Below are 26,914 nucleotides of genomic sequence, written 5' to 3'. Positions count from 1 at the left end.
GCCTTGGTGTCACAAAAAGCTTCTGTGCACGCGAGTGGCGTGCGCTGGTCCCAAGCACGGTTCAGCACGGCAGGAACTGCTGAGGCGAAACGACTTACGCAGCAAGCCGACTCACCGCAGCGGGATTACATGCCGTCTGAAGTCAGCCTTCCGCTGCTGTCGAAGTATATTCGGCGGGACCTGATTAGGCCAGCTCGCGCAGCTGGTCATCCACAGGAACGGTGGACGGTGGGAGCGTTGTGATGAGGAGTTCATCAGCGGACCGCTTTCCAGTCTTGCCACTGGCCGTGTATCGCATCGTCACTAGGCGTTTCGTCATCGCCCAGGAGCGCACGCCGAGTGTCTCCCGGTCCTCCGCACTCGGCGTCATCCGAGCCTGTGCATAGAGCCACGGGCTGCCCGTCAGCAACGGATTGTTGTCGTAGCTGAGCAACCAGCGGAATTGCGCCTTGGTGCGTAGGTATTCGGCGAGTTGCATGTGGAGCATGTGATCGTTCGGCTTCGACTTCCCGACTTCATCCCCGCCATACCCGCCACGCGGATCGAAGGAAGCGCGGTACAGATGCGAGGCCTTCTCGATATATGGCGGATCGAGGTAGGCGACGACGCGAGACGGAATCAAGTGAGGATAATACTCCGGTACATCCGCGAGGGTCTGTCTCCAGTCCTTGCGCCAGACATCGACAAGTCGACCGGTTCCATACAAATGACCAACGTACCGAAGCCGCTCCGCTATGGATTCCGGATTCCATCGACATCCGATACCATAGGGGCTTTCCTGCTTGCGTCCGCCGATCGGACCCGCCTTACCGTGCAAGATTCCCGAGAACGTCGTGCGATTGAGGAACAAGCACTGCATCGCCAAACCGAGTCGAATCATGGTCGGCTTTGCGTTCGCCGCGGGCATCCAGGAACGCCAGTAGTCCCACCGCTGGACCCCGGTGGCCCCACCTGGCTTAACGTACCTTGTCCACTCGTCATGCATGCGGTCGATGAGCGCCTCAGTGTCAGCTGCCGCGACCTGCCAAAATGCGGTCACCAGCGGATCAACGTCGGCGAGCAGCACCCGATCAACGATCCCCTGGCCGACGAGTCGCAAGGAGGCCGATGCCCCGCCAGCGAACGGCTCAACCAGCAAGTTGATCTCGGGAACGGTGCGCGAGGCTTTGGCTGCATCCAAGATCCGGGCGATCACCGGGGCGAGGGAGGACTTTGCTCCTGGATAGCGCAACGGCGACTGATACCTACTGGTCGTCAGAGCATGATCGATGGAACCGAGCGGCGATACGAGTTGACGGGCGTCGTCAAGGATGTGCGTCGGAATTGTGGACGTCGCAGCAGAAGCAGCGCGTACGTGCGCGACCGTTGGTGCATCCACATTCCGGATCATGAGGCAGACCGTACCGGACCCGTTTGCCCACCAGATGAGTCGAGCCCGAGACGCTTGGTAGCCACGAGGCGGAGTACATCCGTACCCACGCCGATCGGGAACGCGGCCTTTCCGTGCGCGGCCGCCACCGGGATGATGCCGTCGACATACATCGAAGAGCCGGTGCGGTCGATCACGTCGAGGATCGCAGGGAGCGTCGGGTAGTCCGCGGGGTCGGCTTTGCCACCGCTGGCACTGTACGGTGCGCCGGTCGGTGGCGGCACGGTCGGAACAACAACGCGCCCATCGAGTGCGCGGTACACGAACTTGCGCCCCCAGTAAGTCTCCTTGCCGTACGCAAGAGCGTTGTTGGCGTTGACGACACGGGCGATGACCGACTCGTCGCAGACCAGCAGGTCGCCTGGTTCCAGGATGTCGTGACGAGCCAGTTGGCGCGCGTAGTCAACCAGAGCGCCCGACTTCTCAATACCGCAGACGTACGGCGCGATGCCCGGAGCGGAGCTGCCCATCGCCTGGAAGTACTCCAGAGCTCGCCCGCGCAGCTTCGCCGGCGTGCCGAACACCGCGAGTGGACCATCCACGATGAACAAGGTCGTGAGCAGTGCCTTGTGACGCGACTGCTCCCACAGGAGCGTTGCCAGCCCCACAAGCACCAGCAGTTCGATAACGGACATCAGCCGCCCGAGAGCGGACTGGTTCGAGCCTTCCTCTCCGACCTCCTCATGGATGCGAAGCACATCGGTCGGAAACAGCCGCACGCCGCAAACAGCGCAGTCAACGCCGCCCTGCGGCACAGGAGCATCCTTGACGCAATCGGGCGTCGGGCAGTTGACCGGCACGGTACTCGCCGGCGCGCCTGGTGCGCCGTGGAGGAGGAAGAGTAGGTCGAGCAACGGTTGGTCGAGACGATTGACGTCGATCTTCTTCTGCCGGAACAGCTCGTTGATCGCCTCGCGCCATGAGGTCACGATGTCGACACCAGGGCGCGTATACGCGCCAGCGACGGGCAGGTCTAGCGTGACGAGCGCTGTGTTGACCGCGCGCTCGATCTTGTACGGGTCCACGAACCGTTCTGCACGCTGCGACTCAAGTACGCCGAGATCCACGTACGCCGCAGCAGCCTGCGCGAATCCGTACACGACCGACGGCAGGCCGTCGCGGATGGGCTCCACGATGTGCGAGCCATCGATGGCCAGCGCTGCAGTCAGCCGCTCAGACGCGGATGGGCCAGCGAAGTCGCCCCGCGGACGGATTTGCTTCCTGATCGCCTCGACGTCCTGGATCGCCTCAGCCGGAACGTGGAACGTGCGCTGGTCAGCGATCGCCTTCACTGCGGCCGCGGAATGCCCCAGTCGCGATGCGATCTCGTGCGCCCCACCGACAGTCTCGTAGGGCATCAGGGTGCCGTCCCCTGTGCCGCCGCCAACGGCGGCTCTCCCGCCGCATTTCGCGCTTCGTTGACGAGCGCGATGTCGTAGCGGTCGATCTGAACGGGGACGATGTACGGCGACGACAGGGTCTTGAGCCGCACGTACCCGCGGTCCTCCGAAGCGATGATCGCATCTGAGAACGATCCGAAATCGTAGAATTTCGCCAGCTCGCGGACTTCTGTCGTGTTGTTCAAGTGGGCGACCACCCAGTTGGCAGTGTTCGCCTTGACCTGGTGCGCCACGCCGGAGACTTCCTGTGTCGCGTAGGTCATGCCGAGGTTGAGTTTGCTGGCTTCCTTGGCAAGCTTGACCCAGACATCGAGGTCGTCCTTGTACCGGTCAGACGAGAACAGGTTGTGTGCCTCCTCGAGCATTACCTGGATGTGCGGCGGCTCATGGCCCGAAGTGAACACCTCGGTCTGCCTGGAAAGAAGGCGCCTCGTAATCGACTCGCTGAGGGCCTTGGTCACAGACTCGGCACCAACGTGGAGATCGACGATCACAATGCGCCCTTGGACCAGCTCACCGTAGATCTCGGTAGCAGGGTCGTTCTGGGTGGCAGGGCTGTGAAACGGACGCAGGGGATTCAGGTTGCGCCAGCCTCGGACGCGCTGCTTTCCGCTACGAGTCGTGAAGATCGGTTCGACGCTCTTCCATCGAACATCTTTCGCGAAATCCTTCGCCTCAGCATCTCCGGCTTCGGACAACTCCACGATCTTGTCGACGACGCGCTCTACGTCTGCCGCGGCCACAGCTACAAGATTCGGCTTGCTTCCTGTCTGCCTGAACGGGTTGCCGCCGAGTCCGGTTACCGCCGTGGCCCCCGAGACACCGTTGATGATCTTCTGTTGGAACGAGCCCGCGATGTTGATGCGCACGCGGTAGTTGGCTGGTACTGCAAACCCTGCACGCATGAGAGCTCCGTAAAGCACGAGCCGGGCCCGCTGTGCGTGGATGGTTGCGGAGTAGTCGCCCGGAACGTCGGCGTAGGACGCGCCAGCGAAGTCCTTGATGTATCCGGACTCATCACCGCTGAGGGCGTCGGAGATTAACCCCTGAACGGCGTCTATCTGATTCTCTGAGAAGAAGTTGATGTTGAGGGGCTTCACGTGTGGCTGCGTACCGTCGGCGCCGAACTTGAAGATGCGGACGTGGTTTGCGCCGATCGCCGCAATCTCGGTGCCGTCCTGGGTGTTCGGGTTTGCGTATTCACCCTGAGGGTCGAAGATCAACTGCCCGATTGGGCGTCCACCTGCGGCGCGCTGCCGTTCAGAGATCGTGAAAGTCCGTGCGATGATAATTTTTGCCGTGTTCGACTTGCCCATCCGAGTCATACCGAGCAGAGCGGTCTTGTTACCGATGAAGTCGCGGATGTTGACTTCAACCGAGGCGTCGGCTTGCTTGGATGTTTTGGCCCGCCGCCGTGTGGCGGAGTACCTGACCGCGCCGATGCGCACACGTTCGACGGCACGTCCCGTCGGCTTGAGGTAGGAGGCGATCGTCGCGAGGCCATCACCGATAGGCTTCAGGACGCGGTACGTAGACGTGGCGTAGAAATTGTCCACATCGGCACCGAATTCAAGCACCTTCTGCCCGTCCACGTCGTCCTCGTAGAACGTGCCGAGGATCTTGCAGCGCACGCCGGTGAACGACACTCGGTTTTTAGTGAATGGGTCAAGCTCCGCATCGAGCACTACGGATGGCGACGGGTCTTGGTTGTTCGAAAGGGCGGCACGCAGCGACTCCTCACGCACGGCGTGCAAGTCGCGCTCTAGCGACAGCGGAGCTGTTCCTTCGACGCGAAGGAGTAGTACCTCATCGTCATCGACGTGAGGTTCATAGACATCCTGGGCGGTCGCCAGCAGAAACGAGAACTGAGGAATCCCACCGGCGTCGAATTTCCAGCGGTCATGAGTAAGCACGACCGCCTGGCCGTAGTCGATCTGGTGGATCGCGCCGATGCGCGTCGACCGACCGTCAGCAAGCAGCTCCGACCGCAGCAGTGACCCAGCGCCGACGCCAGGGATGAATTCCGTCATTCCCACCCTCTCAACACACCGCGGGCGCGAGCCTTGCACAGCTTGTCAACAAGATCTACAGCATCGGCCCGACTACGCCTGAATGGACTAGCGCGATCCCTGCGCATCCATTGACCAGCATCTTTGGCGCGCCATATCATCAATCGCATCAGACGGTAGATCCGTTACGCCTCAATTTACCATGATCGTCCAGTGTCGGCCGTCGATCAGCCAAGCACACTTAGCTGTCTGACAAGTAGATTTCCCGAACTCGTTCGCCAGGAGCCCGGCAACATCCCCCAGCGACGAAGCGTGAGTCGACGGTGATCAGATCAGCGGCCAGCGCTTCGTGTACACGACGCGCACACACCGCGCTCGACTTGGCGACGGAGGTTCTTGCTCGTGCTTCGGCGATGACATGAACACGGACAGGAACGACAACTGGTGCCGCGTCACGGACGAGTCCGCGGTGGTAGCCAACGGCAATGGGTGGACGGTTCATCCGCTGGCGCAGTGTAGGTATGGCGGCCACGTTGAGCCGAAGTACTTGATGGGCGGACCCGTGGGCCGCCCATCAAGTGCTTGTCGCTACTGCGGGTAGCTTGTTCTGCCCTTAAGGTCGTCAAGGAAGCTGCAGAATGCCGTGAGCTGGAACCGCAACGGTTCCGCATCTGGGTTCTTGGAGTCGCGGACACCGACGTCATCGGTACTAACGGCGAGTTCCACGCACTCGTTGCCGCCTCCTCCCGAGTAGCTGCTCTTGCGCCACATGGAGTTGCTGGTCATTGTCTGCCGAGCGCCCCTATCTGTCGGCCGATGCGCGCTGCCGTCTCGGTGGGCGACAACGCAACGAGGCTCACGTCGTCGAACATGGTGGTGAAGCGGACTACGTCAGCTTCATTGTCCACCCATGCGCCTCCGGCCGGGTATTCCAGGTAGACGCCCGGCGGATCGACCGGATTCGGGAAGCTGATGATCGTGCACGGCCCGGACATACTGCCGTAAGCGCCAGCGGTCTTGGGGATGATCTGCAAGGTGACGTTCGCTCGTGCGCCCACGGTCAGCAGGTGGTGAAGCTGCTCCTCCATCACGTCTGGACCGCCCACCTCGCGCTCGATGACGGCTTCGTCGATCAGCGCGTGAAGCTGCAGTTCGCCGTTTTCCAGCCTTTTCTGCCGGTTGAGACGCGTGTTGACGTGGCTGTCGAGCCGCACATCCTGCCTGTAGAACCGGTGAGCGGCCGCCTCAATGGCGCGAGCGTAGGACTTCACCTGGATCAGGCCGAGCACGACCAACGACTGAACGGTGCACACCTTGTCGGCTTCGAGTTCGGCGCGGATGAACGTGCGGAAGGCCTTCGTCGAGCCCGCAGGCAGGCGCACGCGCGGAGGCTCGTCGCTCGCGTTCTCCCACAACTGGGCCGCGGTGTCGCGGTCCTGCTCGCCGGCGTCGTAGAACGCGCACAGGGCGGTAACGCTCGCCCAGTTCGGCAGCACGTGTCCCGACTCGTACCGACTGATGGTGCTGTCGGAGGTCTTGAGTTCCTTCGCTGCCTGCAGCAGTGACTTGCCGGCTGCGTCGCGGAGGGTCGCGAGGTGCTGGCCGAGACGCTTCTTGGCTCGAGTTGGTGCGGCTGCCATGCAATGAGCCTAGCGCGGGAACGAGTCGTGCAGTTGCACGAGTTATACCCGATCGTGCTATGTCTATCGTGCTACTGCACGTTATATCTTGCATGTGTCGGCGGGGCTGCTGGCCCCTTGCACGGGGCTTGGGCCGTCGCGTGGTGGTGAAGCGCCCGCGCAGTCTCGTCGGCCCAAGCAGAAGTGCCCAGTAGGGCACCCAGGGCTCGGCGGAAGGGGGGGTCGGATGACGGACGTGGTGTTCGACGAGCTGCACCGCAGGGTGATGAGTTATCTGGCGACCGTGAAGAACGTGGCCGCGGACGGCGGCGACGATGCCGTGCTGGTCATCGCTCGCAGTGAGCTGCCGCTGATCGTTGACGCCTTCGACGCGCTGTTTGGCGGACACGCCCCGGATGAGAACGGACTTTGCCGCCAGTGTCGCCGCGCTGGCCGGTGGTGGCGACGGCGTCGGGTGCCTTGCCGGGTGTTCCTACAAGCCCAGATCGCTCTGTTTCATCCCGCCGGCCACGGCCGCCACGCCCTGACGAGGGCCGAGCTGTGAACGCCTGTGCTCTTGAGGTGGTCACGCAGATGCGGCGCCTGCGGCATCTGCACCAGGTGCGGGGCTGGTCCTTCGATCCGGTCCGGTCGCCCGATCCACCGCATGAGCTGGTGGAGCTGGTCTATTCGTTCTGCCACGGCCAGTGGCTCGATGTGCTGCGCGTCAGGTCGGACACCGACGCCCAGGCTGGGCGGTTCCTCGCCGAGTCGATGGTCGTTGGCGGTCGTCCGCGGGCGTGCTGGCTGGCGACGGGCACGCTCACCGACGTGCTGGACGGCTTGGACGAGCTGCCACCGCCGATATCGCGGCTGGCTCCCCGTCTTCTCCTCCCCGCGATCGTGAGGTGACCATGTCCGTGCCCCACAACGCAACTCGTCTCGGCATCGGCGTCCGAGAGGGGCCGCAGACCGAGTTCGAGGCCGCCGCACAGTCCTATCAGGACGACCACGGCTGGACGGTCGGCGTGTACCGCACAGGTGTGTGGCTGGTGTCCGGCCGCGGGGTCGATGCGCTGGACATGCCCAGCAAGCTCGGCCAGCGCGTCCGCACCGCACTGTGGGACTCGGTACCGCTGTTCGAGTCGCCTGACGACCACGGGGTGCGCTGGGTGTTCCTCGTCGTGTCGCACGCCGGTCCTGCTCTGCCGGAGCTGACCGAACTGGGCGTCGATCACGTCCGGGCCGGGCGGTGCATCGATCTGCCGCCCAGCCGGTTCGGACCGCACCGGCTGCGGTGGATTACCGAACCAGGTGCGCCGGTTCCTGACTTCACGACCGTGGTGCACGCGGTCCTCCAAGCGAGGTGATCACATGTGCTCCCTACCGGATACGACGCCGCCGGAGCGCAAAGTCGTCGCGGTGAGCGGTCTTACGCCGCCCCGCCCCTTCTGCTGGCTGCCGTACCTCGGCGCGCGACATGCGATTCCGCGGTCGCTGGCGGCTCCTGGTTCCTGCGGAGAGACGTTGTGCGGCGCTGAGGTTGTGGTTCCGGAGAAGCCGCCGCCGAAGTACCCAGACGGGTTGTGGAGCGAGTGCCCACACTGCGATTGGCAGTGGCGTCAGCAGACAGGTCTGACGCAACGGCCGTCGGCGACCCAACACCACCAGACGTGAACCTCGAAGTACGGATCAAGAACGGGTTGATGGCACATGGCGCTGGATCTGGTCGCCGGAAGAGCAAGCCTGGAAGTCCGGGCGTTGAGCCGGACCGTGCTGGGCTGGCGGACGAAACGCGGTTGGTCTCTGAAGGAGCTGGGTGAGCTGGTCGGCTTCTCGGCCGCCAAGCTGTCGCAGCTCTGCAGGGCCGTTGTGCGCATGTCTGCGCTCGAAGTCGTGGCGATCGGCGCCGCGTGCGGCGCGTCCGACGAGGAGGTCGAGCTCTGCGTTCGCGTGGCGCAGCGCGCTGTCGACCCCACTATGTGGGATCGGATCAACGGTGACGCGTGGGCACGGCTGACGTGGACCCCGTGGGAGGTCATGGCCGAGGCGAGCGAACTGGTGATCGTGGTGGACGACGTGCTGCCTGAGCTGGTGCGCGTCGACTCCTACCACGCGGCCCTCTTGGAGTCCGGGGCCGCCGCAACCGAGCTCGACCTCGCGCTCCAGCAAGAGGTTCTCAAACGCCTGGGAATGGATACCACGGAAGCCGCGCGACCGGGCAGCCCGCGACGGTTGCGTGTGCGGCTGATCGTGCCCGAGTCGATGCTCAACGGCAGCGTCGGTGGCGCGCGGGTGATGGCGGACCAGCTGGAGCGCTTGGAAGAGCTGAATGAACTGCCTGGGTTCGAGTTCCGAGTTGTGGACGGTGACGCGGGGCCGTACTTCGGCCAAGGCGTGTCGTTCACGATGATGCGGTTCGTCGAGAGGCGGTTCGACGATGTCGTTCTCCTGCACACGCTGCACGGCGGGGACACCTGGCTCGAGTTCGCGGCCGAACGCGGGCCGTATGAGCGCGCACTAGCCGCGCTCGACGGCGTTCTCCGATCCGAACAGGAGTCCGCGTGTCGGCTCAGCCACGCGTCACTACGCCTTCGGGATCCTTTGTCGTGCAACGACTCTGGAGATCAGCAGCGGCACTTGCAGCTGGTTGCCGATCGGGCGGGGAGGTAGCCGTGCCGAAGCGGTTCTCCACCGCGCGTGGTCGCGAGTTCGGCGCTGGGCTGCGAGCGGCCATCGCGGGTGCGGGTCTGACGTCGCGTGCTGCTGCCCAGATCGTGGACTGGGACGAGGCCAAGGTCTCGGACGTGGTGAACGGCAAGGGCGGCGCCACCCAGCTTGAGGTCGCGGTGCTGCTGGGTGTCTGCCGCGTGAACGCCGAGGAAGTCGCCCACCTGTTGTCTCTCTACGGCGAGACCCATATCCGGGGTTGGTGGCAGCAGCACGGCAGGTGCTCGCCCATCCGGCTGCGCACGGTCGTCGAGCATCTGAAGGTGGCGAAGTCGCTGGTCAGCTGGCATACGCACCTGGTGCCGCTGTTTCTGCAGACGACTGATTACCTGCGTGAGGTGCTGCGGGCATCCTCTACTGCGCCGGCCGACGAGCTGGCGGAGCGTGTGCGGGCGCAGCTGGCGATGCAGGCATCAGTCGGGCGCAAGGTGAAGTGCACGTACTTCCTCCACGAGTTCGCGCTGCACCTGCGGGTCGGCGGCGCCGAGGTCCACGCCGGACAGCTGCTGCACCTGTTGTTCATGGCGAACCGGCCGAACATCAGGATCCGGATCGTGCCCGCGGCACACGGCGCGCACGCCGGACTCGCCGGGCCGTTCACCCAGCTGACCTTCACCAAGTACGAGCCACTGGTGTGGGTGCAGACCGAGAACTCCAGCCTCCTCGACGAGGCGAGGGACGCGATCGACGGTTACGAGACGGTCGTTCGCGCTCTCGAGGAGCAGAGCCTGGACGAAGCCGAGTCAACCGCATTGATTACCCGTCTTTACGAATCCCTGCAGCCTGCTCGCCACCAGGCGCTTACGGCGGAAACGCGTTCGACTGAGCCGTTTCCGCCACCGGCGTAGACGATCGGCGGTCAGTGAATCGCGTCGCGATCGAGGTCGCCGCTGCGGCGATCCCAGCTCGGAACGCCTTCAGCCGGGCCTTCTTGGCGCTTACGGCGACTGGACCGCGTCGTAGAACGACTTCGCGAGTTCACGCAGTGGCCCCCGGCACTCCTCGGACCGGGGGGCGGGCTTGTCCGCGGGTTTGTTGTCGAGAATCAGCACGGCGTTGACGTCGAGGATCATCAGCATGCAGCTGTCCCTGTCCTTCGGTGTCAGCCACTTCGCCTTCTCGCCCACCGTCACTTCGTCGGCCGTACCGTCGTCGGCCGGATCAGCGCCTGGTTTGGATGTCACGTCGTACACTTCACGGGCCTTGATCGCGCCGCGGCCTGCACCGGCAGGGCCCGAGATGTCGCTCTTCTCGTCTCGCCAGGCCGACACCTGCAGGTTCACCCGTGGCCAGTCCGGGATGCGCTGGAACTCACATCCGGTCAGCATGTCGGACACCGAGGGGTCCTCGTTGCCGGACCGGAACGGCGGCAGCCCCGGCACCCTCTGCGTCACCTGCCGACAGGTCGGCAACGCCGTGTACTTGGCGCGGACGGGCACGGGCGACGTGGCGGAGGTCGGTGACGTGATGGAGATGCCCTCCGGTCTGCCGCTTACCGCGTCGCCACCGGCGCACGCCGCCGCACTCAATGCGAGCACTGCCACGCCCACGATCCCAGCGGATCGGTTCACCGCGACCCCAGCCCCTTCCACAGGTCCTCTTCCGGATCGGCTTCCTCTGCACGAGGGCGACGCCTGGACGGGCTTGCCGGTGTCCTACCTCGATCCGAGGTAAGTCCGGCATCGCCGAACACTGCCCACAAATCTTGTTGCAGCTGCCCAATGTTCGCCTGAGAGATCGCCGCGGCGTTCGCCGTCAGGCCGACCAGCGCCCTGTTGCGGATCTGCAGGGTCACCAGGCCATACGGACTGCGCAGGGTCGTCACCTCGAGCGACACCTTGTCCGCGTTCTCCCTGGCTTCCCGCAGTTGCCGGCCGATAGCAGCCTGTTCTACCTGGACCTGAGCCAGCCACGTCTCCAGGTCAGGCATGCGGGACCAGCTCTGAAAGCTGACTGGTTGGGGTTCGTCACGGTGCTCGCGCCGCGTCTGCCGTTCGACGGTGGCGGCGATCCGCACAGCGTCGAGGTAGGTCGTCATCAGCGCCTGGCCGAACTCGGCGGCACGCAGCCGTGTCTGCCAGCTGCTGCTCACGTCGAACCGCAGCACCTTTCTGTCAGGGTCGACGACCACCCACAACGACCGCGAAGGATCGCTCGCCTTGTACTGGTCCGCGGGTGCGGACGGAAGCGCAGGGGGTGGTGACGTCCTGGTTGCGGCGATGGGCGGCAGGTGCAGCTCGGCCAGCTTCAGGTTGCGCAGGTGTTCTTCCAGCATGTTCTCAGGTTCCCGCCTGCGGCCAGGCGCCCTTGGGGAAGGCTGGATTGCTGGTGCGCGTGCTGTACATGTCGCGCATGAAGGCGACCGTGTTCGTGTAGTACTCCACGCTGTCCCCGAACACCGTCACAGCTGAAGCGATCAGATCCCCGCAGACCTCGGCGGCGTCACCGATCGCTTCCAGCGCACCGATGATCGTGCCCGCGGAGATCAACGCCGCAACTGCTTTGGCGACAACATTGCCGATCCTGTCGGCATAGGTGTTGAGCAGCTTGATGTTCGCCTGTGCCACCTGGATCAGCCACTTGCTGATGGCCTCAGCTTTCGGGGCGAACTGGTCGAGTGCCTTCTGCTGCCGGGCAAGCACCTGCGAGTTGTAGTAGGTGGCGGCCGGGCCCGTCCACTGACCGAAGTTCTTGTTCTCGCTCTGGTCTCCCGCGCGGGCGGCGATGTCCGAGACGGGCTTCTGCAGCACGGTGAGCCAGTCGAAACTGGCCTGGATCAGCGCGATGACCGGAGCGCGGTGCTTCAGAAAGCCCAGCATCACCCTGGCGAACTTGTCGACATAGTCACGCAGCTCGCCCAGCGCACGATCCAGCCCGCCGAACAAGTCCGGCGCCAGGTAGATGAGCGGGTTGGTGTTGATGTTGTGGACACCTTTGTTGAAGTTGTCGACGAGAAGTTCCACCGCCTCACCTGCGAAGCGGAAAGCATCGTTCAGCGCCTGGATCAACGCCGGATAGTGAGAAGCTTCAGGATTGCTCATATTTCCAGACTCCCTGAATCTAGTAGACCTGATCCAGATCAAGCTCGACAACCTCTTCGTTGTGCTCGTACGTCTCCGCTATCTTAATCAAGGTTCCACTGATCTCCCTGAACTCTGTTTCCGCCTCCGCAGCGAGCTTCTCCATGTATGACCGCATATCCTCGTACAAATGCTGCAGTTCTTCAGGAGGCGTCGGCAGATTCAGTGGAAAAACCGCGAACGTGACCGCGTCTGCAGCGAAAAACGCCAGCGGAGACAGCGTGAGTCCGGACAGCCCGCGACGCACAGATCCCATTTCGGAGGCGAACTCATCCCACTTGGCGGCCTCCTTGCGCACCGCCGAGGTCACCACCTGATAGCCGGTCATCAGCCCCTCCTTGTCCAGCTTGAACCACTCGGCACGTCCTCAGGATTTCGTGGTTATTCGCCGAGTACTGGAGGAGCCACGAGCGTGTCGTTACCGAAGATCTCGTCCGGATCAGGCTCAAGCAGATAGGACGGGGACGTCCGCTCGATGTCCTCGTCACCCTGGCCCTTGGCGGCACCCGCTCCCACGCCACCCATCGCGCCGCCAGCAGCGCCGCCACGCCCGGCAGCGCCACCTGCAGCCGTACCACCACGCCCTGCCGCACTCTCGCCGCCCGGCATGACGCCCGCCGACCCGCCAGGCCCGAAACCCTTGGCGGCATTGGGATTACCAAGGCCAGCACTGCCGCCAGGAAGCCGTCCGCCACCCGTGCCACCCGTGCCACCCGTGCCACCCGTGCCGCTGATGCCACCGCGCCCAGTCGGCCCGCCGCCGGCTCGTCCGCCAGAACCGCCCTGGGTGCTCCTGGAAGCGGAGTTCTGGCCGGGCAGCGGTCCGCTGAGGTTGAGATTGGTGTTGCCGCCCAGCTGGTTGTTGCCGCCCTGATTGCCCAGGGGAAGCCCGTTGCCGCCGAGGTTGTTGTTGAGACCGCTGGTGTTCGTGGTGTTGTTGCCCGTCGTCTGCGGCGCCGTCCACGACGTGCTGGTCGTGTCGTTACCGACCTGCGGGGGAGGCGTGTTGCCCTGACCGGTGAAACCAGGGTTCGGCACGATCGGCGGCCTGCCGGGATCGGCCGGATCCTTCGGCGGCGCCGGGGGTTCGGGTGCGAACGCCGGCTGAGCCGCGGCGGTCTGCGCCACCGTGCGGTCGTAGGTCTCCACCGCCCGAGCGGCCTGCTCGTGATCGGCCTGCTGTTGCTGGAACGCGGCCTTGTCCGCCGCCGCCTGCTGCACGAACTGGATCGGGTCGGTGATCGACATCAGACGTTCCCGCGACGCCGCCGCGTCGAAGGGCTGTGCAGGCGGTGGCGGCACGTTGTTCTTCGCGTCGCTCAGCGCACGGGCCTGCTGCGTGAACAAGGTCCCCGCGAGCTGTGCGGCGGTGCCGGTCTCGCCGGCGCGGTTGCCCATGTTGGCCAGCGCCTGCCGGGCACCATCACCGGCCTTGCCGGTCCAGTTGACCTCGCTACTGCCGATCGCTGTGGCGACGTTGTCGTTGAACGTGGCCAGCTCGTTGCCGATCTGGGTCCAGACGTCGGCGATCTCACCGATCGCGCCAGGATCGACGCCGTTGTTGACCGACTCGTGCAGCTGCTGGTGCGGGATGCCGATGTAGTGAGCGTCCGGCTGCGCGGGAGCAGACCGCGTCAGCACCTGTCCCTTGAGCTGCGCCGCCTGAGCGTCCAGCACGTCGTTCACCCGGTGAGGCGCCTCGACCAGCTGCATCACCACCCCCAGGAACGGGCCGTAACGCTCCTGCACCTCGGCGGTGACCCGCTCCTGGACCTGCTGACCGGTCTGCACCTCGGCATGCCGCTGCACGCCGTAGCGCGAGTACACATCGGACGGTCTGCCCGGCGCTCCCTCGTTCATCCCCGCAACCCCTCTCCAGCAACAACCGCTACGGCAACTTCGGCTCGACCAGCTCAGCGATCTTCAGCGCAGGTGGGCACGGATCGGTCGATGCGCCCGCGTTGAGCACGACCTCGACACGAGATGACGACGTAACCCCCAGGTAGATGCCACAACTGCCGGTTGCGTCTAGCAACTGCTTCGCTTGGTGCCGCCCAACAGTGATGTCCTTGATCTCCCCGCCATTCGGTCGCACGTCTGTCAGCCCCATACTCGCCCGAATACCCACTGACAAACTCGCCCGATTCGGTGAGAACTCACAACCTCGGAAGGAGGCGATCTTCTCCGGTTTGGGTTCCTCTTTCAGTGGCCCCAGCACCTGCTCTGCCTCGCTCTTGGTGAGCAGGCTGCACGGGTCGGTGTCTGCCAGAGAACCGCTTGCCTTGGTCGAGCTCGGCGAACTGGTCGAGCTGCGGGTGTCCTCGCTGGTAGTGGGCCTACCGGTGTCAGGTGTGGGCTTGGGGTCGCCGGGGGTCGATCCGGTGCATGCGGTGATGGCGACCAATGTGGCGGCAGCCAGGCTGGTCAGGACGATCCGAGAGTTCACGAGTTCGTATCCCTGGTCGGTCAGGCGGAAAGGGTGGGGCCACCGGCCTTGGTGATGCCTTGCTTGGCGTCCTCGTCAGCAGTCTGGTAGGCGGCCATCGCCTTCTCCACATCGGCGCGCATCTGCTCGAGTTCCTTCTGGAACTGCTTCGCAGCGGTGATGAAGCCCTGCGCTGGATCGGTTGCGATGGTGGCCAGGTACGGCTTGTACACCTGCGCGGCCGGGGTCGTCCCCAAGGGTGGCTCTTGGCTGATGATGTTCGCCCTTTTGAGAGCCCGTGTAATGCCGTCGTACATCTTGTCGATGGCCTTGATCAGGGCCTGGCCGCCGTGTTCGTTGACACCGACACCGTCGGCGACCGAGGCCGAGAAGGCGGCCACCGAGTCGCTGAGGCCCTTCATCCCGGCGAAGAACGCCTCCGGCATGATCGATCCCCTCTTCCACGCTGAGTCGTCTCACGGTAACAACTAGTGGCGGCCGTGTCCGCCGGATCCGACGCACCGCGCACGTCGCTGGTTCCACGGGGTTACTGGTGTGAGTCGATGATCCGGTTCAGGTGCCGGTCGAGAGTGGCCTGGTCAGCAGGCGTGTAGGTGGCCGCGAGCCGACCGTCCGGAGCGGTGGTCGGAATCACTGCATACCGCCCGGCGTCGGTGTCCAGATAGTTGATCGTTCCTAGTTCGGTTTCACGCCCGTTACGGCCACGCGCGGAGACCGAGAAGTACCCAGCGCCCAGGCGTGGACGGCGCAGGATGTCCTCGGCCGCGGCCCGCTGCCCGGACGGCGAGGGACCGGTGGCCTTCACCTGGGTGCGGAACGTCATTTCGGAGAAGTCCTCCTCCACCCGCCGTCGTGCTGGTGCCGAGGTGTCGGTCACGGTGACTGAGACGCCCGGACCGGAACGCATCGGGGGCAGTAGACGCACCAGACCGGGCACGATCGCGTCGGGTTGACACAGCTGGAAGGCGATCGTCTCGCCCCGCTGCTCCGCGACCACGCCCGTACGGTCGTCGGCCACGGCCAGTGCTGTGGGCTGCGTCTCCCCGGCGGAGCCGACCAGCGCGACCATCAGGTGCCCGCGGGCGAACACGTGCAACGCCTCCACCAGCTCCGGCACGAACTCTCCGTCCCGGACCAGCCCGCGGGCGACGAGGTCCTGATGCACTGCCTCGACCAGCCGGATCCGGTCTTCCCGTGTCGCGCCGTGATGCGGGATGGCGAACGGGAACCTCCGCACAGTGATCCGCAACGCCTCGCCGAGCACGTCCAGCGCCGCGAACGAACAGACGATCTCCCCCGACACCCTGTGACCCACCCCTTGCCTGTGCACCGGCTCTCCACGGTGCGTGACCGGGCGACATACTGCCAGTCGAACACTCATCAGCAGAGCGTTACCAGCCAGATTCCCGCGAAGATCGCACCGACGGACGACCCTGCAGGCAGCGGGACGCGTGACCGATCCGCTCCAGCGGCCTCGACTCGACGAACCCGGCCTCACCGCCGCGCAACGCGCCAAACCGGACGCCCTCCGCTTGCGCCGATAGCGCAGCAGGCATCGAGCGGCGGCAGGCAGAGCAGGTGACAGAGCGGTCTCGGTTGGCCGCCTCGTGTCCGAAGTCGACCCGAAAATCGACAGTTGAGTGGTGCACGAGCTTGCCCCACGATGGAAGGGACAACTGGTCGTGATCACCGCTTACGCGAGCCAGACAGGCCACAGCGCGATAACAGGTGAATCACATCCTGATCACTGCTGTCAAAAACAGTCCCGAAATCCGGAGTTGAGGGGTGCCAGGGAGAACCTGGCCGCTCCGGGCGGAAGGCGGTGGTGATCATGGTGGACGGTGCTGACCGCGCTGTCGGTCGAGGCGTGGTCGGTGCGGATGGGTTGGCGTTTGGTTCCGCGTCTGGGTCGGCGCAGCCTCGGCGTTCTGAATCCGCCACCCCACCCGCCGAGGCGACTGCTAATAAACCTGCTGGTCAGCGGTGGTACCGACGGGAGCGGGCGGAAGGCCGACTGGGGAGTGATCCTCACCCATCCACACATCGGGGGCGCGCGGGGCGCGGCGGCCGGCGGGCCGGGGAACCGGACGCGGGCCTGTGGTTCCGGCTGGTCGATCGGGACCGGCGCCTGCTGGTGTTGCTGGCCGAGCACAAGGTGCTGACCACGAACCAGATCGCCGCGATCGAGTTCCTGTCGGTGCGGCGCGCGCAGGACCGGTTGCGGCACCTGCGCGAGTTGGGCATGGTGTTCGCGTTCCGTGAGTCCTATTTGCGCGGCGGAACGAGCCAGACCCGATTCGCGCTGGGCTACCTCGGCGCGCGGGTGATCGCGGCGCAGCGCGCGGAGAAACCGCCCTCGCCGAAGGCGTACACCGAGAGCCTGGAACGGCTCGCCCTGTGGCCCAAGCTGGATCACCAGCTCGGAGTGAACGACTTCTTCTGTGCGCTGGCAGCCCGCCGCAATCCGGCCCGGCTGCGCGAGGCGGGCCGGAGCGATGAGGTGAGCGGGCTGACGCAGTGGTGGTCCGAACACCGCTGCACCGAGTTCTTCTGGAAGTACCTGGGCGGTGGCCGGGACGCCCGGCTGCGCCCGGACGGCTACGGCTGCTGGGAAGAGCACGGGCGGACAGTGCGGTTCTTCCTCGAACACGACACCGGCACCGAGTCCCTGGCGAAGGTCACGAACAAACTCGACGACTACGCCGCCTTCCCAACCGGAGCCTTCGGCGTTCTGCTGTTCTCCGTGCACTCCGCCCGGCGCGAGCACGCCTTGCGGGTAGCGCTGCGCCGCGCCCTCCCAGGTGGCGATCCTGGGTTCGTGATCGCCACCGCGGCCCGCGACGGCAACACTTTCAGGAACACCGACGGTCCGGCGGGGCCGGTCTGGGGCCTGTGGACGCCGGCGGGCGGCGACAGCGTGCCACGCCGGCACAGGTTGGCCGAGCTGCCGCAACGTGGCCCCTCCGTCGCGCACCGCGCCTCGAACGCCAGCCAGCCGCTCAACGAGGCGGCGTTCGACTCGAACGACCGGGAGATGTCACGCCTCATCAACACACCCCAGCCTGAACCAGCTCACCCCGCAGGCTATGGGGACGACGATGACGATCTCGACGACATGACGCTCTACGACGATACGGACGATGACGATGTGTACCGCGTGCCGACAGACCTGGCACGGCCGGGAGCGAAGCGGCCACTTCGGACACGCTGGGCCGCCTGAAACCCTCTCGTCCCAAGAGAGCTCGTGCGGGTCGGTTGCCCGGAGGAGGTGAACGACACTGACGTTACGGCGAGAACGACGGCCGCGCCGGTCCACACCGAGACGCGGAGAGGGCCCGAGATGAGATAGCGAGACCGGCGACAACCCAGTCTCGCAACGGTCGAGAGGTCTCGCCTGATGTCTCGGTTGGACAGAGAAGAGTTTCAGCTGGCCAGCAACCACTGGCCCAACGGCTGCTACGCCAGTCGGCCGTCAAGCGAGCTCGCGGACACCGAGGTGCACCATGCCCCAGCACACGCCCGACCACACCGAACATGACCACCAGCACGACGGCGATGGAGCCACCAAGTACCCACGCCGTCCCAAACGGTCAGCCCTACAGGACACCTGGTACGTGGAGCGGATCGCCACTGAGCCGATGACCGCCCAGCAATGCGACCTCGCCGTCACCGCCCTGGCCACACTCATCGCGCAGTGGCTCACCAACCAGGAAAGTGCGATCTAGGCCTCGTACCTTCGTTCCCCTGAAGTTCGTTTCCCACAACATGCTCCGGACTCGCGTCGAACGTCCGCCTGTCTCGCCTCGGTGAGACCAGCAACGAGACAGCGAGACAACGCCGAGACGGCAGCGAGACACCTGGTCTCGCTCGTCTCGACCGGTCTCGCCGATTGTCTCGCTGCACCAAGGGCAACAACGTCTGGAGCGCAACACACAGCCGGTGATCGCCGGCCCCGACGGGTGCCGCAGTGCAGTCGGGGAGTCGAGGCCCACCAGCTAGCTTTCCTGTTCGACGCCACAACCTGGCCTGCCGAACAAACACCCGTGACCTCACGTGCACCAGGAGCGTGCTCACGGGCATCTGGAGGTGCCTCCGATGGACCCCCAACCGTACGACGAGGCGAATGTTGTTCCGCTGCCTCGAAAAGCACCCGATGGTGACATCGAAATCTCGCCCTACGACATCCCTGACCAGGTCGTATGGCGGTATGATGGGACAGGAAAGCGCACGAAGGACTGGACGTTCTCCGGTCACGTGCGCTACGTGAGTGGCGCCGAAGGCGATCGTTTGCGCGGCGAGTTGAACGCCGTGATCCACGACCTTCTCGACTGGGCTATGGCCCAGGAACGCGCCGAACAGCCCGATGAACGGGAGGCTGCATGAACACGCCGAACAACCCGGCAATAGACCCGCCCGCACCGGCATTGGCCGCACGGTTTCCAGCCGCGCTCTCTGTCGTGCCGTCTGGGCCGTCGGGGTTGTCGGACTACGCGGTCTCGCCACTCGGCATGCCGACAGCCTTGCTGCGCAACGAAGTCCGAGTCGCCTTCCTTGCCCGGACGTCCACAGACGACCAGCAGGATCCGCGCCAATCCATGTTGCGGCAGCTCGGAAACTGCAAGGCCGCCATCCCTGAGTCGTGGGTGATCGTCGCGCACTTCTACGACGTCGAGTCCGGCCGCATGGAACTCGACCAACGCGGGCGAGGCGAGAACTACGAGCGCTACGACATCCCGATCGCTCGTGATGGTGGAGTCGCCGACCTGCTCGACGAAGCGCCGCATCCAGGTCGCCGGTTCGATGTCGTGATCTGCGAAAGTGTGGCTCGTGTCGCACGCCGTACTTTCGAGGGTCTCTCGATCGAACGGGAGCTGGAACGAGTCGAGGTACCGCTGTTCGCGTCCAACGAGCCGATCACGTTGACCGGCAGCCGAGCGCAGCGAATTCTGCAGCGGCGGATCAACCAGTCGGTGGCCGAGTACGAGGTCCTCAACACCCTCGAACAGTCCTGGGGTGGGCTGTGCACGCACGTCCGCGAAGGATGGAACATCGGCAAACCGCCGTACGGCTACAAGGCCAAGGTCTACCGCCATCCCAATCCCACCAAGGCCGCCAAGGGACAGACCAAGACACGGCTCGAGCCCGACGGTCTCCAGGGCGAGACCGTCACGCAGATCGCCGCGTGGCGCTATCACGAAGGTCTCGGCTACGACACCATCGCAGACCGTCTGAATACCGACCCCGCCAAGTACCCGCCGCCGGAGCCGCCTGGCAAGGTCCGGACGCGCGGGGCTTGGGGCAAGACCAGCGTCTACGAGATCCTGCGCAACCCCAAGTACACCGGCTACCAGGTGTTCAACCGCCGAGCCTCCCGCTCACGGCGCGGCAAGATCAACGACCCGGTCAAGTGGGTGTGGTCCACCGAGCCCGCGCACGAACCACTGATTCCGAAGTGGATGTTCGACGAGCTCAACGCGCGCAGGCAGGTCAAGCGAGGCTCACGCGACGGCAACGAGTTGAACACCCATCCAGCTACCGCGCGCACATACGTATTGCGCGGCATGGTGTTCGACTCCTGTGGGCGCCGGATGTTCGGCAGCCAGCGCGGTGAGCGCGCCTACTACCTGTGCTGGCCACGCAACAACAACCGCGGTCGGCCCGACAACTACCCCAACCACGCGAAGACGGTCTACATCCGCGAGAGCAAGCTACTCGACGCCATCGCTGCCTTCTACGCTGACAGGGTCTTCGGCCCGCACCGCCGAGCCATCCTCGCCGCCGAACTCGCCGCGGTCGACGACCGGCAATCCCAGGAACGACAGGCCCAGCGAGAGCGGCTGCAACGCAGCATTGCCGATATCGCTCGGCGCCAGGACACCATCCTGCGCCAGGCACAGAGCGGCGATCCCGATGACCCGTTCAGCCGAGGACTACGCCAGAGCTACAACGATCTCGAAGCCGAGAAGCAGGCCACTCTGGCTGCCATCGCGGAGCTCGACGCCGTCGACGAAGCCGAACCCACCAAGCCGAGTGAAGAGGACGTCAACCTGATCGACGCACTCCCACAGCTGAGGATCAACCTCGCCAAGGCACCCGAGAAGCTGCTGCGGAAGCTGTTCGATACCACCCAGCTGACCATCCGGCTACACCCGGACAGCAACTACGTGACTCTGACCATCAAACTGCCGGCCGACCGGCTCACCGCCATCGCCGGAGCCGCGGAAAGGATCGACGAAATGTCCCAGGACGCACAGGAGCCCGTGACCAGCACGGTCACGGGCTCCTGTGTGGACGTTGTCCGTGCCCCCGGTGCGACTCGAACGCACACTGGACGGATTTTGAGTCCGCTGCCTCTGCCGATTGGGCTACGGGGGCGTAGCAGGGTGAACTGTAGCGGATCACACCAAGGGGTTTGGCACCGGGCCTCAGGACTTCACGAGTCGTCCGATGGCCGCTGAGGCTTCGGCCAGCTTCTCCTCGGCGACCGGGCCGCCTTCCGCGGCCGCTTGGGCGACACAATGCTTCAGGTGCTCGTCGAGCAGGCCCAGTGACACGGCCTGGAGCGCCTTCGTGGCGGCGGCGATCTGGGTGAGGACGTCGATGCAGTATTCGTCGTTCTCGACCATGCGCTGCAGGCCGCGGATCTGTCCCTCGATGCGGCGCAGTCGCTTGAGGTATGCGTCCTTGTCCGCGGTGTACCCGTGCATCGCTCCTGACCTTCCCTACCCCTGGCGGGTATGTCGAGGATACCTGCACCGGATGGGGGTGCGTTATGTGCAACGCTGCTCCGTCAGCGGGAATGAGGAAGCGTCCGGCAAGCCCAGCAACAGGCCGAAGTGAGACGACTAGCACCACATTTTGGACCCGTAACACCCGTGTGGTTTACCGGGTAAATGCCCCGACCGGGCGGTTGGGTCACATTTTAGCGGCGAAAGGTTCGCCGTTTTTCCTCGTGTGGACTATGGTGTTGTCGGAGCACGTGGTTACGTCGAGGATCCGCGTGCTATGTGAGTACCCAACGGAGGAACAGTGGCACAGCAGACCGTCGTCCAACTCATCGACGACCTCGACGGCGGAGAAGCCGACGAGACCGTGACCTTCGCACTTGACGGTGTCGAGTACGCCATCGACCTGTCGAAGGGAAATGCGGAGCGGCTTCGCGAGTCGCTGGCGGACTTCGTCGCCAAGGCTCGCCGTGCGGGTGGCCGCAAGCAGCGCAAGGGCACCGGCAAGTCCACGGTGAAGGCCACCGACAAGGCCGAGGCGCAGCGCATTCGTGACTGGGCTCGCGCGCAGGGGCACCAGATCTCGGACCGCGGTCGCATTCCGCAGAACCTGGTTGTGCAGTTCCAGGAAGCGCACGCCTCCTGACCTGCGCGGACACGCGAGGTTTCCACACGTCGGCCGGGGTGCCGGCCGACGTGTTAACCCGCGGTCAAACCCATCAGGATCAAACACGGTCCGGTTCGTTCACACTCCCGGAACGTGGGATCAACGACCGGGAAAGTGCGCTCCGAACAGGCGTGACACCGCAGTCGCCTTGACCGCTGTCTCCTCGAATTCCTCGTCGGGGTTCGACAGCGAGATGACAGCTCCGCCGACCCCGAAACTCACCTGGTCACCGTTCGCGACGAGCGTTCGGATGACGATGCTGAAGTCGGCGGCTCCGTTGAGCGAGAAGTAACCGAGCGCTCCTGAGTACACCCCGCGTGGACCGGCTTCCAACCCATCGAGGATCTGCATGGTCCGGATCTTCGGGGCACCGGTCATCGAACCACCGGGAAACGCGGCTCGAACACATCGGACGGCAGAACTGTCCGGTCGAAGGCGTGCTCGCACGGTGCTCACCAATTGGTGCACGGTCGCGTAGGTCTCGACGTCGAACAACCGCGTCACCTCGACCGAACCGACTTCCGCGCACGTGCCGAGATCGTTGCGGACGAGGTCCACGATCATCAGGTTCTCGGCCCGGTCCTTGACCGAACGGGCCAACGTTGTGCGCAACATCTCGTCGTCCGACGCATCAACGCCTCGGGGGCGTGTCCCCTTGATCGGCGACGACTCGACGACACCATGTCGGTTGACTTGGATAAATCGTTCGGGTGACGTGCTGAGCACGGACAGTTCACCGAAACGCAGCAACGCGCCGAACGGAACGGGATTTGCGGCACGAAGCAGCCGATAGGTGTCCCAGGGGTCGAGCGAGGCGCGCCACGACATCATGTTGGTCAGGCACGCCTCGTACGTCTCCCCCGCGGTGATCGCTTCCTGGCACGCGCTGATCAGCTTGAGGTAGTGCGCGCGGGGATGTCGCAAGGTCACGTCGGACACGACCGGCCGGGAAGGTTCCCCCAACGGCCGCAGATCCGCCAGAACGGCCGAAACCTCGCCGAACCACCCGTCATCGCTCAACGACAGCAAATAGACGCACTCATCAACGTGGTCGATGACCACGGCACGGTCCGCGAACACGAACGACGCGTCAGGCTGTTCCGCACGGTGGGCGAAGTCGCCGCCGCACTCCGCCTTCAACTCGTAACCGAGGTATCCGACCCACCCGAGTGCGAAGTCGAATGGCACATCAGGCTGTTCGACACTCCACGCCGCGATGTCGTCATCCAGCCAGGTGAAGAAGGACGGACAGGGCAGGCGCACGCCATCAACCGTGAGCACCTGATCCGGCACGGAGTACTGCGCAACGCGCGCGAGAGGCCCGGAAGCGTCGCCCATGAACGAGAACCGCGCTCCGGAGCCGCTGTCCAGCCAGAACGCGGCCTCAGACGTCCCGTGGAGGGCCGCAAACGCTTCCTCGGCGTCGACGGCCAGGTCGAGGCGCCGGACGTGCACAGGGCGCTTCTGAGGCGTTGAGCGAACCAGCGCCGGTTCCGGCACGGCGGCGGTGCGGGTCGGGGTGAGGGCGCCGAAGTTCGCGAGCAGCTCGCGGCCGAAGTCGGTGCAGATCGACTCCGGGTGGAACTGCACGCCCCATGCGGGCCGGTCGAGAGCGCGCACACCCATCAGCACTGAGTCGTCGCTCCACGCGATGGCTTCCAAAGAAGAAGGCAGCTCCGTGACCGCCAACGAGTGGTAGCGCACGACGTCCAATGGCGACGGCAGCCCAGCGAACACGTCAACGCCGGTGTGGGTAACCGGGGAAACGATCCCATGGCGCGGCACGGGCGCAGGACCGACTACAGCGCCGTACGAGAGGCATAAGCCCTGATGACCCAGGCACACGCCGAGCAACGGGATCTCGGCGTGGTCGATCACCGCGCGGCAGATGCCGAAGTCGGCCGGGTCGCCGGGCCGGCCCGGTCCCGGCGAGATCACCACGTTGTCGAACGAACGCAGCGAGGCCAGCCGGAAGCGCGGGTCGTCGTTGTGAACGACCACGGGCTCGGCACCGTTCACCTCAGCGAGGTGCTGAAAGAGGTTGAACGTGAACGAGTCGTAGTTGTCGATGAGGAGTGTCCGCATGCCAGGAAGGCACTCTACCTGGCAAAACACCCGATCGGAGCAGTGACGAGAGGGCGGCCACAAAAGGTGACCGCCCTCCGCACGACGGCCTGGCTCAGCCGCCGACCCGGAACCGCGGGTCCGTCGCCAGCTCGGCCAGCTGCTGTTCGGTGAACACCGGCACGTCGAGTTCCGGATAACCACCGCCCAGGTGCTTGTCGTCCTGCGCGATCGTCACGATCTGACCGTCCTGGGCCCGGTACGTGGCCCACTTGTCGAACTGGTCACGACCGCTCGTGTTGCGCTGCACGACGCCCACCTTGAGCCCCTTGACGTCGTACACCTGGCACTCGCCGCCCATGCCCCAGAACGTCCTGGCGAGGGCACACGGCTCCGCGGGCAGGCCGCGGTTGGGCGTGGACGACTCGACGAGCAGCCAGCCCACCTTGCCGTCCTTGCGCACCGGCGTGTCGGCCATGTACTCCCAGACTTCCGGGACCTGGCCCCTGTCGGACGCGAGCTGCGCCTGGGTCCGCTGCATGTCACCCCCGCCGTACTTGGGGTCCTGGTACTTGAGCTGCGGAGCGTCGTACCCGGCCGGCACCACGCCCTTGAGCTCCTCGAGCAGCCTGTTCGCCCGGTCCGCCTGCGGCCCGTTCCTGGCGGTGCGGTCGGTCTGCCCGTCCGGCCACGAACTGCTGCTGGGCCCGGCACCCGTCATGTACTCCCGCACGGCCGTCTGGTTCAGCGCGAACGCCGACCCGAGACCGACACCGACGACGAGCACCGCGACCAGAGCACCGATGACCGACGACCGCCGCTTCGACCTGGCCTCGCGCGCCGCGTCGAGCGCCCGGCCGGGATCCATCGACGGCGGCGGGCTGCTCGCCACCACCACGTCCTCGAAAGCCCTCTTGAGGTCCTGTTCGTTCATCGAACCCTCTCCTGACCGATGAGCAGGCCGCGCAGCGTCTGCAGCCCCCGCGCGGCCTGGCTCTTCACCGTTCCTTCCGAACACCTGAGGACGGCTGCCGTCTGTTCGACCGACATGTCCTCCCAGTACCGCAGGACGAGGCACGCACGCTGCTTCGGAGGCACCTTCGCCAGCGCCTCCAGCAACACCATCCGTTCCTCGGGGTGGCTGCCCGGAGGAGCCGCCGAGTCCGTGAGCTCGTCGCTCACCGACTCGAACCGGAACCACCCGCGCCGCCGCTCGGACAGGTACGTCCGCACCAGGGTTTGCCTGGTGTAGGCGTCCATGGCCTCGTGCCGCTGAATCCGACGCCAAGCGAGATAGATCTTCGTGAACGTCTGTTGCACGAGGTCTTCCGCGCGGTGCCAGTCGCCGCACAGCAGATATGCCGTGCCGCGCATGGCGTCGGAACGGGCCGCGAAGTACTCCTGGAACGCGGCGTCCCGCTCACTCATCCGGTCCTCCCCACCTGCGGTACCGGGCTAGTCACGCCACGTGGGGCCCGGAGGGTTGCATCGGGGGCGAAAAGCATACTGTTGTCGTGATCTTCCTGTTGCTCCTCGGAGTCCCGGTCGCTCTGGGTCACCTGTACCTGTGGCGCCGGCTGGTCGTGGACACGACACGTCCGCGCACGCTCGGGCGGCGCATCGGCACGATGGCCGTCATCGGGGCGTTCGCGCTGCTGATGAGCGCGCTGGTGGTGACTCGACGGGTGCCGCCGGAGCTCGGGAAGTTCCTCGCCTGGCCGGGGTTCGTGTGGCTGGCCCTGCTGTTCTACCTGGCCATCGTGCTGGGCATCGCGGAGGTGCCGCGCCGGGTCCTGCTGAAGCGAGCGACCCTCGTGCCCGCCGCCGTGGGCGCCGAGCCGGTGGAGGTCGTGCCCGATCCGTCACGACGGTTGTTCATCTCGCGGTCGGTGGCCATCGGCTCGGGCATCGCGGCCGGCAGCGTGGTCGGCTACGGCATGACGCAGGCGTTGGGCGCGCCGCAGCTGCTGACCGTGCCGGTGACGCTGGACAAGCTCCAGCAGTCCATGTCGGGCTTCCGGATCGCGGTTGTGAGCGACATCCACCTAGGGCCGCTGCTCGGGCGTTCGCACACCGAGCGGATCGTGCGGATGATCAACGAGCAGGAGGCCGACCTCGTCGCGATCGTCGGTGACCTGGTGGACGGCACGGTGGCGGAGCTCGGTGAGGCCGCCGCACCGTTGCGGGACCTCGTGTCCAGGCACGGCAGCTTCTTCGTGACCGGCAACCACGAGTACTTCTCCGGCCACGAGCAGTGGATCTCCGAGCTCGACCGGCTCGGCGTGAACCCCTTGCGCAACGAGGGTTTGACCGTTGCCGGTGGCATCGAGCTCGTGGGCGTGAACGACGTGACCGGGAAGTCCTACGGTGACGGACCGGACCTGGAACGCGCTCTCGCGGGCCGTGACCGGAAGAACCCGCTCGTCCTGCTGGCGCACCAGCCGGTGCAGGTCGGCGACGCGTCTTCACACGGCGTCGACCTCCAGTTGTCCGGTCATACACACGGTGGACAGATGGTGCCGTTCAACTTCGTTGTGCCGGTGCAGCAACCCAGCGTCGCGGGGCTGTCGAAGGTGGACGACACGTGGCTCTACGTCAGTCGTGGCGCGGGTTTCTGGGGTCCGCCGGTGCGCGTGGGCGCCCCACCCGACATCACGGTGATCGAGCTTCGCACTGCTGGCTAAGTCACACTCGGCCGGACTGGATTGCGCATTTGCGGTGTGCAGGCCGTAGAGTGGACGGCCG

General features: G+C 65.3%; 29 protein-coding genes, 1 tRNA gene and 1 pseudogene. 12 read left to right on the top strand and 19 right to left on the bottom strand.

Features of this window, described 5'->3' with window-relative positions:
- Positions 1–184 precede the first annotated feature (184 nt).
- From ABZV40_RS05020 to ABZV40_RS05000, 5 genes are all read right to left on the bottom strand, one after another.
- Positions 185–1,390: a DNA adenine methylase gene (locus ABZV40_RS05020; RefSeq protein WP_355435963.1), complete on the bottom strand. Its 1,206-nt coding sequence runs from the start codon at positions 1,388–1,390 to the stop codon at positions 185–187.
- On the bottom strand, positions 1,387–2,787 hold the full coding sequence (locus ABZV40_RS05015) for a hypothetical protein (protein WP_355435959.1): 1,401 nt from the start codon (positions 2,785–2,787) through the stop codon (positions 1,387–1,389). Before ABZV40_RS05015 ends, ABZV40_RS05020 begins: the two co-directional genes overlap by 4 nt.
- On the bottom strand, positions 2,787–4,859 hold the full coding sequence (locus ABZV40_RS05010; protein ID WP_355435956.1) for a DUF87 domain-containing protein: 2,073 nt from the start codon (positions 4,857–4,859) through the stop codon (positions 2,787–2,789). Before ABZV40_RS05010 ends, ABZV40_RS05015 begins: the two co-directional genes overlap by 1 nt.
- A gap of 567 nt (positions 4,860–5,426) precedes the next feature.
- Positions 5,427–5,624, bottom strand: coding sequence for a DUF397 domain-containing protein (locus ABZV40_RS05005; protein WP_355435953.1), 198 nt, complete (start codon positions 5,622–5,624; stop codon positions 5,427–5,429).
- Positions 5,621–6,478: a helix-turn-helix transcriptional regulator gene (locus ABZV40_RS05000; RefSeq protein ID WP_355435950.1), complete on the bottom strand. Its 858-nt coding sequence runs from the start codon at positions 6,476–6,478 to the stop codon at positions 5,621–5,623. The genes ABZV40_RS05005 and ABZV40_RS05000 overlap by 4 nt, the downstream gene beginning before the upstream one ends.
- Before the next feature lie 226 nt (positions 6,479–6,704).
- On the opposite strand from ABZV40_RS05000, the gene ABZV40_RS04995 reads away from it, so the two are divergent.
- From ABZV40_RS04995 to ABZV40_RS04970, 6 genes are all read left to right on the top strand, one after another.
- Positions 6,705–7,022, top strand: a complete 318-nt coding sequence (locus tag ABZV40_RS04995) for a hypothetical protein (protein ID WP_355435947.1) — start codon at positions 6,705–6,707, stop codon at positions 7,020–7,022.
- Between the two features lie 17 nt (positions 7,023–7,039).
- Positions 7,040–7,369: a hypothetical protein gene (locus ABZV40_RS04990; protein ID WP_355435943.1), complete on the top strand. Its 330-nt coding sequence runs from the start codon at positions 7,040–7,042 to the stop codon at positions 7,367–7,369.
- A 2-nt stretch (positions 7,370–7,371) separates the two neighbouring features.
- Positions 7,372–7,827, top strand: coding sequence for a hypothetical protein (locus ABZV40_RS04985; protein WP_355435939.1), 456 nt, complete (start codon positions 7,372–7,374; stop codon positions 7,825–7,827).
- A gap of 4 nt (positions 7,828–7,831) precedes the next feature.
- Positions 7,832–8,134 (top strand): zinc finger protein, encoded by a 303-nt coding sequence (locus ABZV40_RS04980; RefSeq protein WP_355435936.1) that lies wholly within the window; start codon positions 7,832–7,834, stop codon positions 8,132–8,134.
- Positions 8,135–8,170: 36 nt separating this feature from the next.
- Positions 8,171–9,130 (top strand): Scr1 family TA system antitoxin-like transcriptional regulator, encoded by a 960-nt coding sequence (locus ABZV40_RS04975; RefSeq protein WP_355435933.1) that lies wholly within the window; start codon positions 8,171–8,173, stop codon positions 9,128–9,130.
- A gap of 104 nt (positions 9,131–9,234) precedes the next feature.
- A complete protein-coding gene (locus ABZV40_RS04970; protein WP_355435930.1) occupies positions 9,235–10,035 on the top strand; it encodes a DUF5753 domain-containing protein in 801 nt (266 codons plus the stop codon).
- Positions 10,036–10,125: 90 nt separating this feature from the next.
- On the opposite strand, the gene ABZV40_RS04965 is transcribed toward ABZV40_RS04970, so the two are convergent.
- The 8 genes from ABZV40_RS04965 to ABZV40_RS04930 all read right to left on the bottom strand — a co-directional run bounded on the left by ABZV40_RS04965 (position 10,126) and on the right by ABZV40_RS04930 (position 16,016).
- Positions 10,126–10,731: a hypothetical protein gene (locus ABZV40_RS04965; RefSeq protein WP_355435927.1), complete on the bottom strand. Its 606-nt coding sequence runs from the start codon at positions 10,729–10,731 to the stop codon at positions 10,126–10,128.
- Positions 10,732–10,754: 23 nt separating this feature from the next.
- A complete protein-coding gene (locus ABZV40_RS04960) occupies positions 10,755–11,462 on the bottom strand; it encodes a hypothetical protein (protein ID WP_355435924.1) in 708 nt (235 codons plus the stop codon).
- A gap of 4 nt (positions 11,463–11,466) precedes the next feature.
- Complete coding sequence (locus ABZV40_RS04955) at positions 11,467–12,228, bottom strand: hypothetical protein (RefSeq protein WP_355435922.1); 762 nt, start codon at positions 12,226–12,228, stop codon at positions 11,467–11,469.
- Between the two features lie 19 nt (positions 12,229–12,247).
- Positions 12,248–12,595 carry a hypothetical protein gene (locus ABZV40_RS04950; protein ID WP_355435919.1) on the bottom strand — a complete coding sequence of 116 codons (348 nt, stop codon included), beginning with the start codon at positions 12,593–12,595 and terminating at the stop codon, positions 12,248–12,250.
- Between the two features lie 53 nt (positions 12,596–12,648).
- Complete coding sequence (locus ABZV40_RS04945) at positions 12,649–14,127, bottom strand: hypothetical protein (protein WP_355435916.1); 1,479 nt, start codon at positions 14,125–14,127, stop codon at positions 12,649–12,651.
- Between the two features lie 28 nt (positions 14,128–14,155).
- Positions 14,156–14,713: a DUF3558 domain-containing protein gene (locus tag ABZV40_RS04940; RefSeq protein ID WP_355435912.1), complete on the bottom strand. Its 558-nt coding sequence runs from the start codon at positions 14,711–14,713 to the stop codon at positions 14,156–14,158.
- Between the two features lie 20 nt (positions 14,714–14,733).
- Complete coding sequence (locus ABZV40_RS04935; protein WP_355435910.1) at positions 14,734–15,138, bottom strand: hypothetical protein; 405 nt, start codon at positions 15,136–15,138, stop codon at positions 14,734–14,736.
- Between the two features lie 101 nt (positions 15,139–15,239).
- A complete protein-coding gene (locus ABZV40_RS04930; RefSeq protein ID WP_355435908.1) occupies positions 15,240–16,016 on the bottom strand; it encodes an ESX secretion-associated protein EspG in 777 nt (258 codons plus the stop codon).
- Positions 16,017–16,544: 528 nt separating this feature from the next.
- On the opposite strand from ABZV40_RS04930, the gene ABZV40_RS04925 reads away from it, so the two are divergent.
- From ABZV40_RS04925 to ABZV40_RS04910, 4 genes and pseudogenes are all read left to right on the top strand, one after another.
- Positions 16,545–17,933: a replication-relaxation family protein gene (locus tag ABZV40_RS04925; protein ID WP_355436582.1), complete on the top strand. Its 1,389-nt coding sequence runs from the start codon at positions 16,545–16,547 to the stop codon at positions 17,931–17,933.
- A 283-nt stretch (positions 17,934–18,216) separates the two neighbouring features.
- Positions 18,217–18,438 (top strand): hypothetical protein, encoded by a 222-nt coding sequence (locus ABZV40_RS04920; RefSeq protein ID WP_355435905.1) that lies wholly within the window; start codon positions 18,217–18,219, stop codon positions 18,436–18,438.
- Between the two features lie 370 nt (positions 18,439–18,808).
- Positions 18,809–19,096, top strand: a complete 288-nt coding sequence (locus tag ABZV40_RS04915) for a hypothetical protein (protein WP_355435903.1) — start codon at positions 18,809–18,811, stop codon at positions 19,094–19,096.
- Positions 19,093–20,184, top strand: a pseudogene (locus tag ABZV40_RS04910) (recombinase family protein); the annotation flags it as partial. The gene ABZV40_RS04915 and the pseudogene ABZV40_RS04910, both read left to right, overlap by 4 nt.
- Before the next feature lie 237 nt (positions 20,185–20,421).
- Here the strand turns inward: ABZV40_RS04910 and ABZV40_RS04905 are convergent.
- From ABZV40_RS04905 to ABZV40_RS04895, 3 genes are all read right to left on the bottom strand, one after another.
- Entirely contained in the window at positions 20,422–20,556 is a 135-nt protein-coding gene (locus tag ABZV40_RS04905) for a hypothetical protein (protein ID WP_355435900.1), read from the bottom strand.
- A gap of 458 nt (positions 20,557–21,014) precedes the next feature.
- Positions 21,015–21,088, bottom strand: a tRNA-Leu gene (locus ABZV40_RS04900).
- Between the two features lie 50 nt (positions 21,089–21,138).
- A complete protein-coding gene (locus tag ABZV40_RS04895; protein WP_109633365.1) occupies positions 21,139–21,420 on the bottom strand; it encodes a metal-sensitive transcriptional regulator in 282 nt (93 codons plus the stop codon).
- A gap of 322 nt (positions 21,421–21,742) precedes the next feature.
- Here ABZV40_RS04895 and ABZV40_RS04890 point away from each other — a divergent pair, with 322 nt between their 5' ends.
- Positions 21,743–22,084, top strand: a complete 342-nt coding sequence (locus ABZV40_RS04890) for an Lsr2 family protein (RefSeq protein ID WP_053737894.1) — start codon at positions 21,743–21,745, stop codon at positions 22,082–22,084.
- Between the two features lie 120 nt (positions 22,085–22,204).
- Here the strand turns inward: ABZV40_RS04890 and pabB are convergent, their stop codons facing one another.
- The 3 genes from pabB to ABZV40_RS04875 form a co-directional block, all read right to left on the bottom strand.
- Positions 22,205–24,190, bottom strand: a complete 1,986-nt coding sequence (pabB, locus tag ABZV40_RS04885; protein WP_355435896.1) for an aminodeoxychorismate synthase component I — start codon at positions 24,188–24,190, stop codon at positions 22,205–22,207.
- 94 nt (positions 24,191–24,284) lie between these two features.
- Entirely contained in the window at positions 24,285–25,103 is an 819-nt protein-coding gene (locus ABZV40_RS04880; protein ID WP_355435893.1) for a hypothetical protein, read from the bottom strand.
- Entirely contained in the window at positions 25,100–25,597 is a 498-nt protein-coding gene (locus tag ABZV40_RS04875) for a SigE family RNA polymerase sigma factor (protein ID WP_355435891.1), read from the bottom strand. The genes ABZV40_RS04880 and ABZV40_RS04875 overlap by 4 nt, the downstream gene beginning before the upstream one ends.
- Before the next feature lie 86 nt (positions 25,598–25,683).
- Between ABZV40_RS04875 and ABZV40_RS04870 the strand changes: the two genes are divergently transcribed.
- The gene (locus ABZV40_RS04870; RefSeq protein WP_355435888.1) at positions 25,684–26,853 is read left to right on the top strand and encodes a metallophosphoesterase; all 1,170 of its coding nucleotides are present in this window, start codon (positions 25,684–25,686) and stop codon (positions 26,851–26,853) included.
- Positions 26,854–26,914 lie beyond the last annotated feature (61 nt).

Origin of the sequence: Lentzea sp. NPDC004782, assembly GCF_040609115.1 — a bacterium.
Taxonomy (GTDB): Bacteria; Actinomycetota; Actinomycetes; order Mycobacteriales; family Pseudonocardiaceae; genus Lentzea.
Note: the sequence above shows the minus strand (reverse complement) of the source record. Positions and strands in the feature narration are given on the sequence as shown.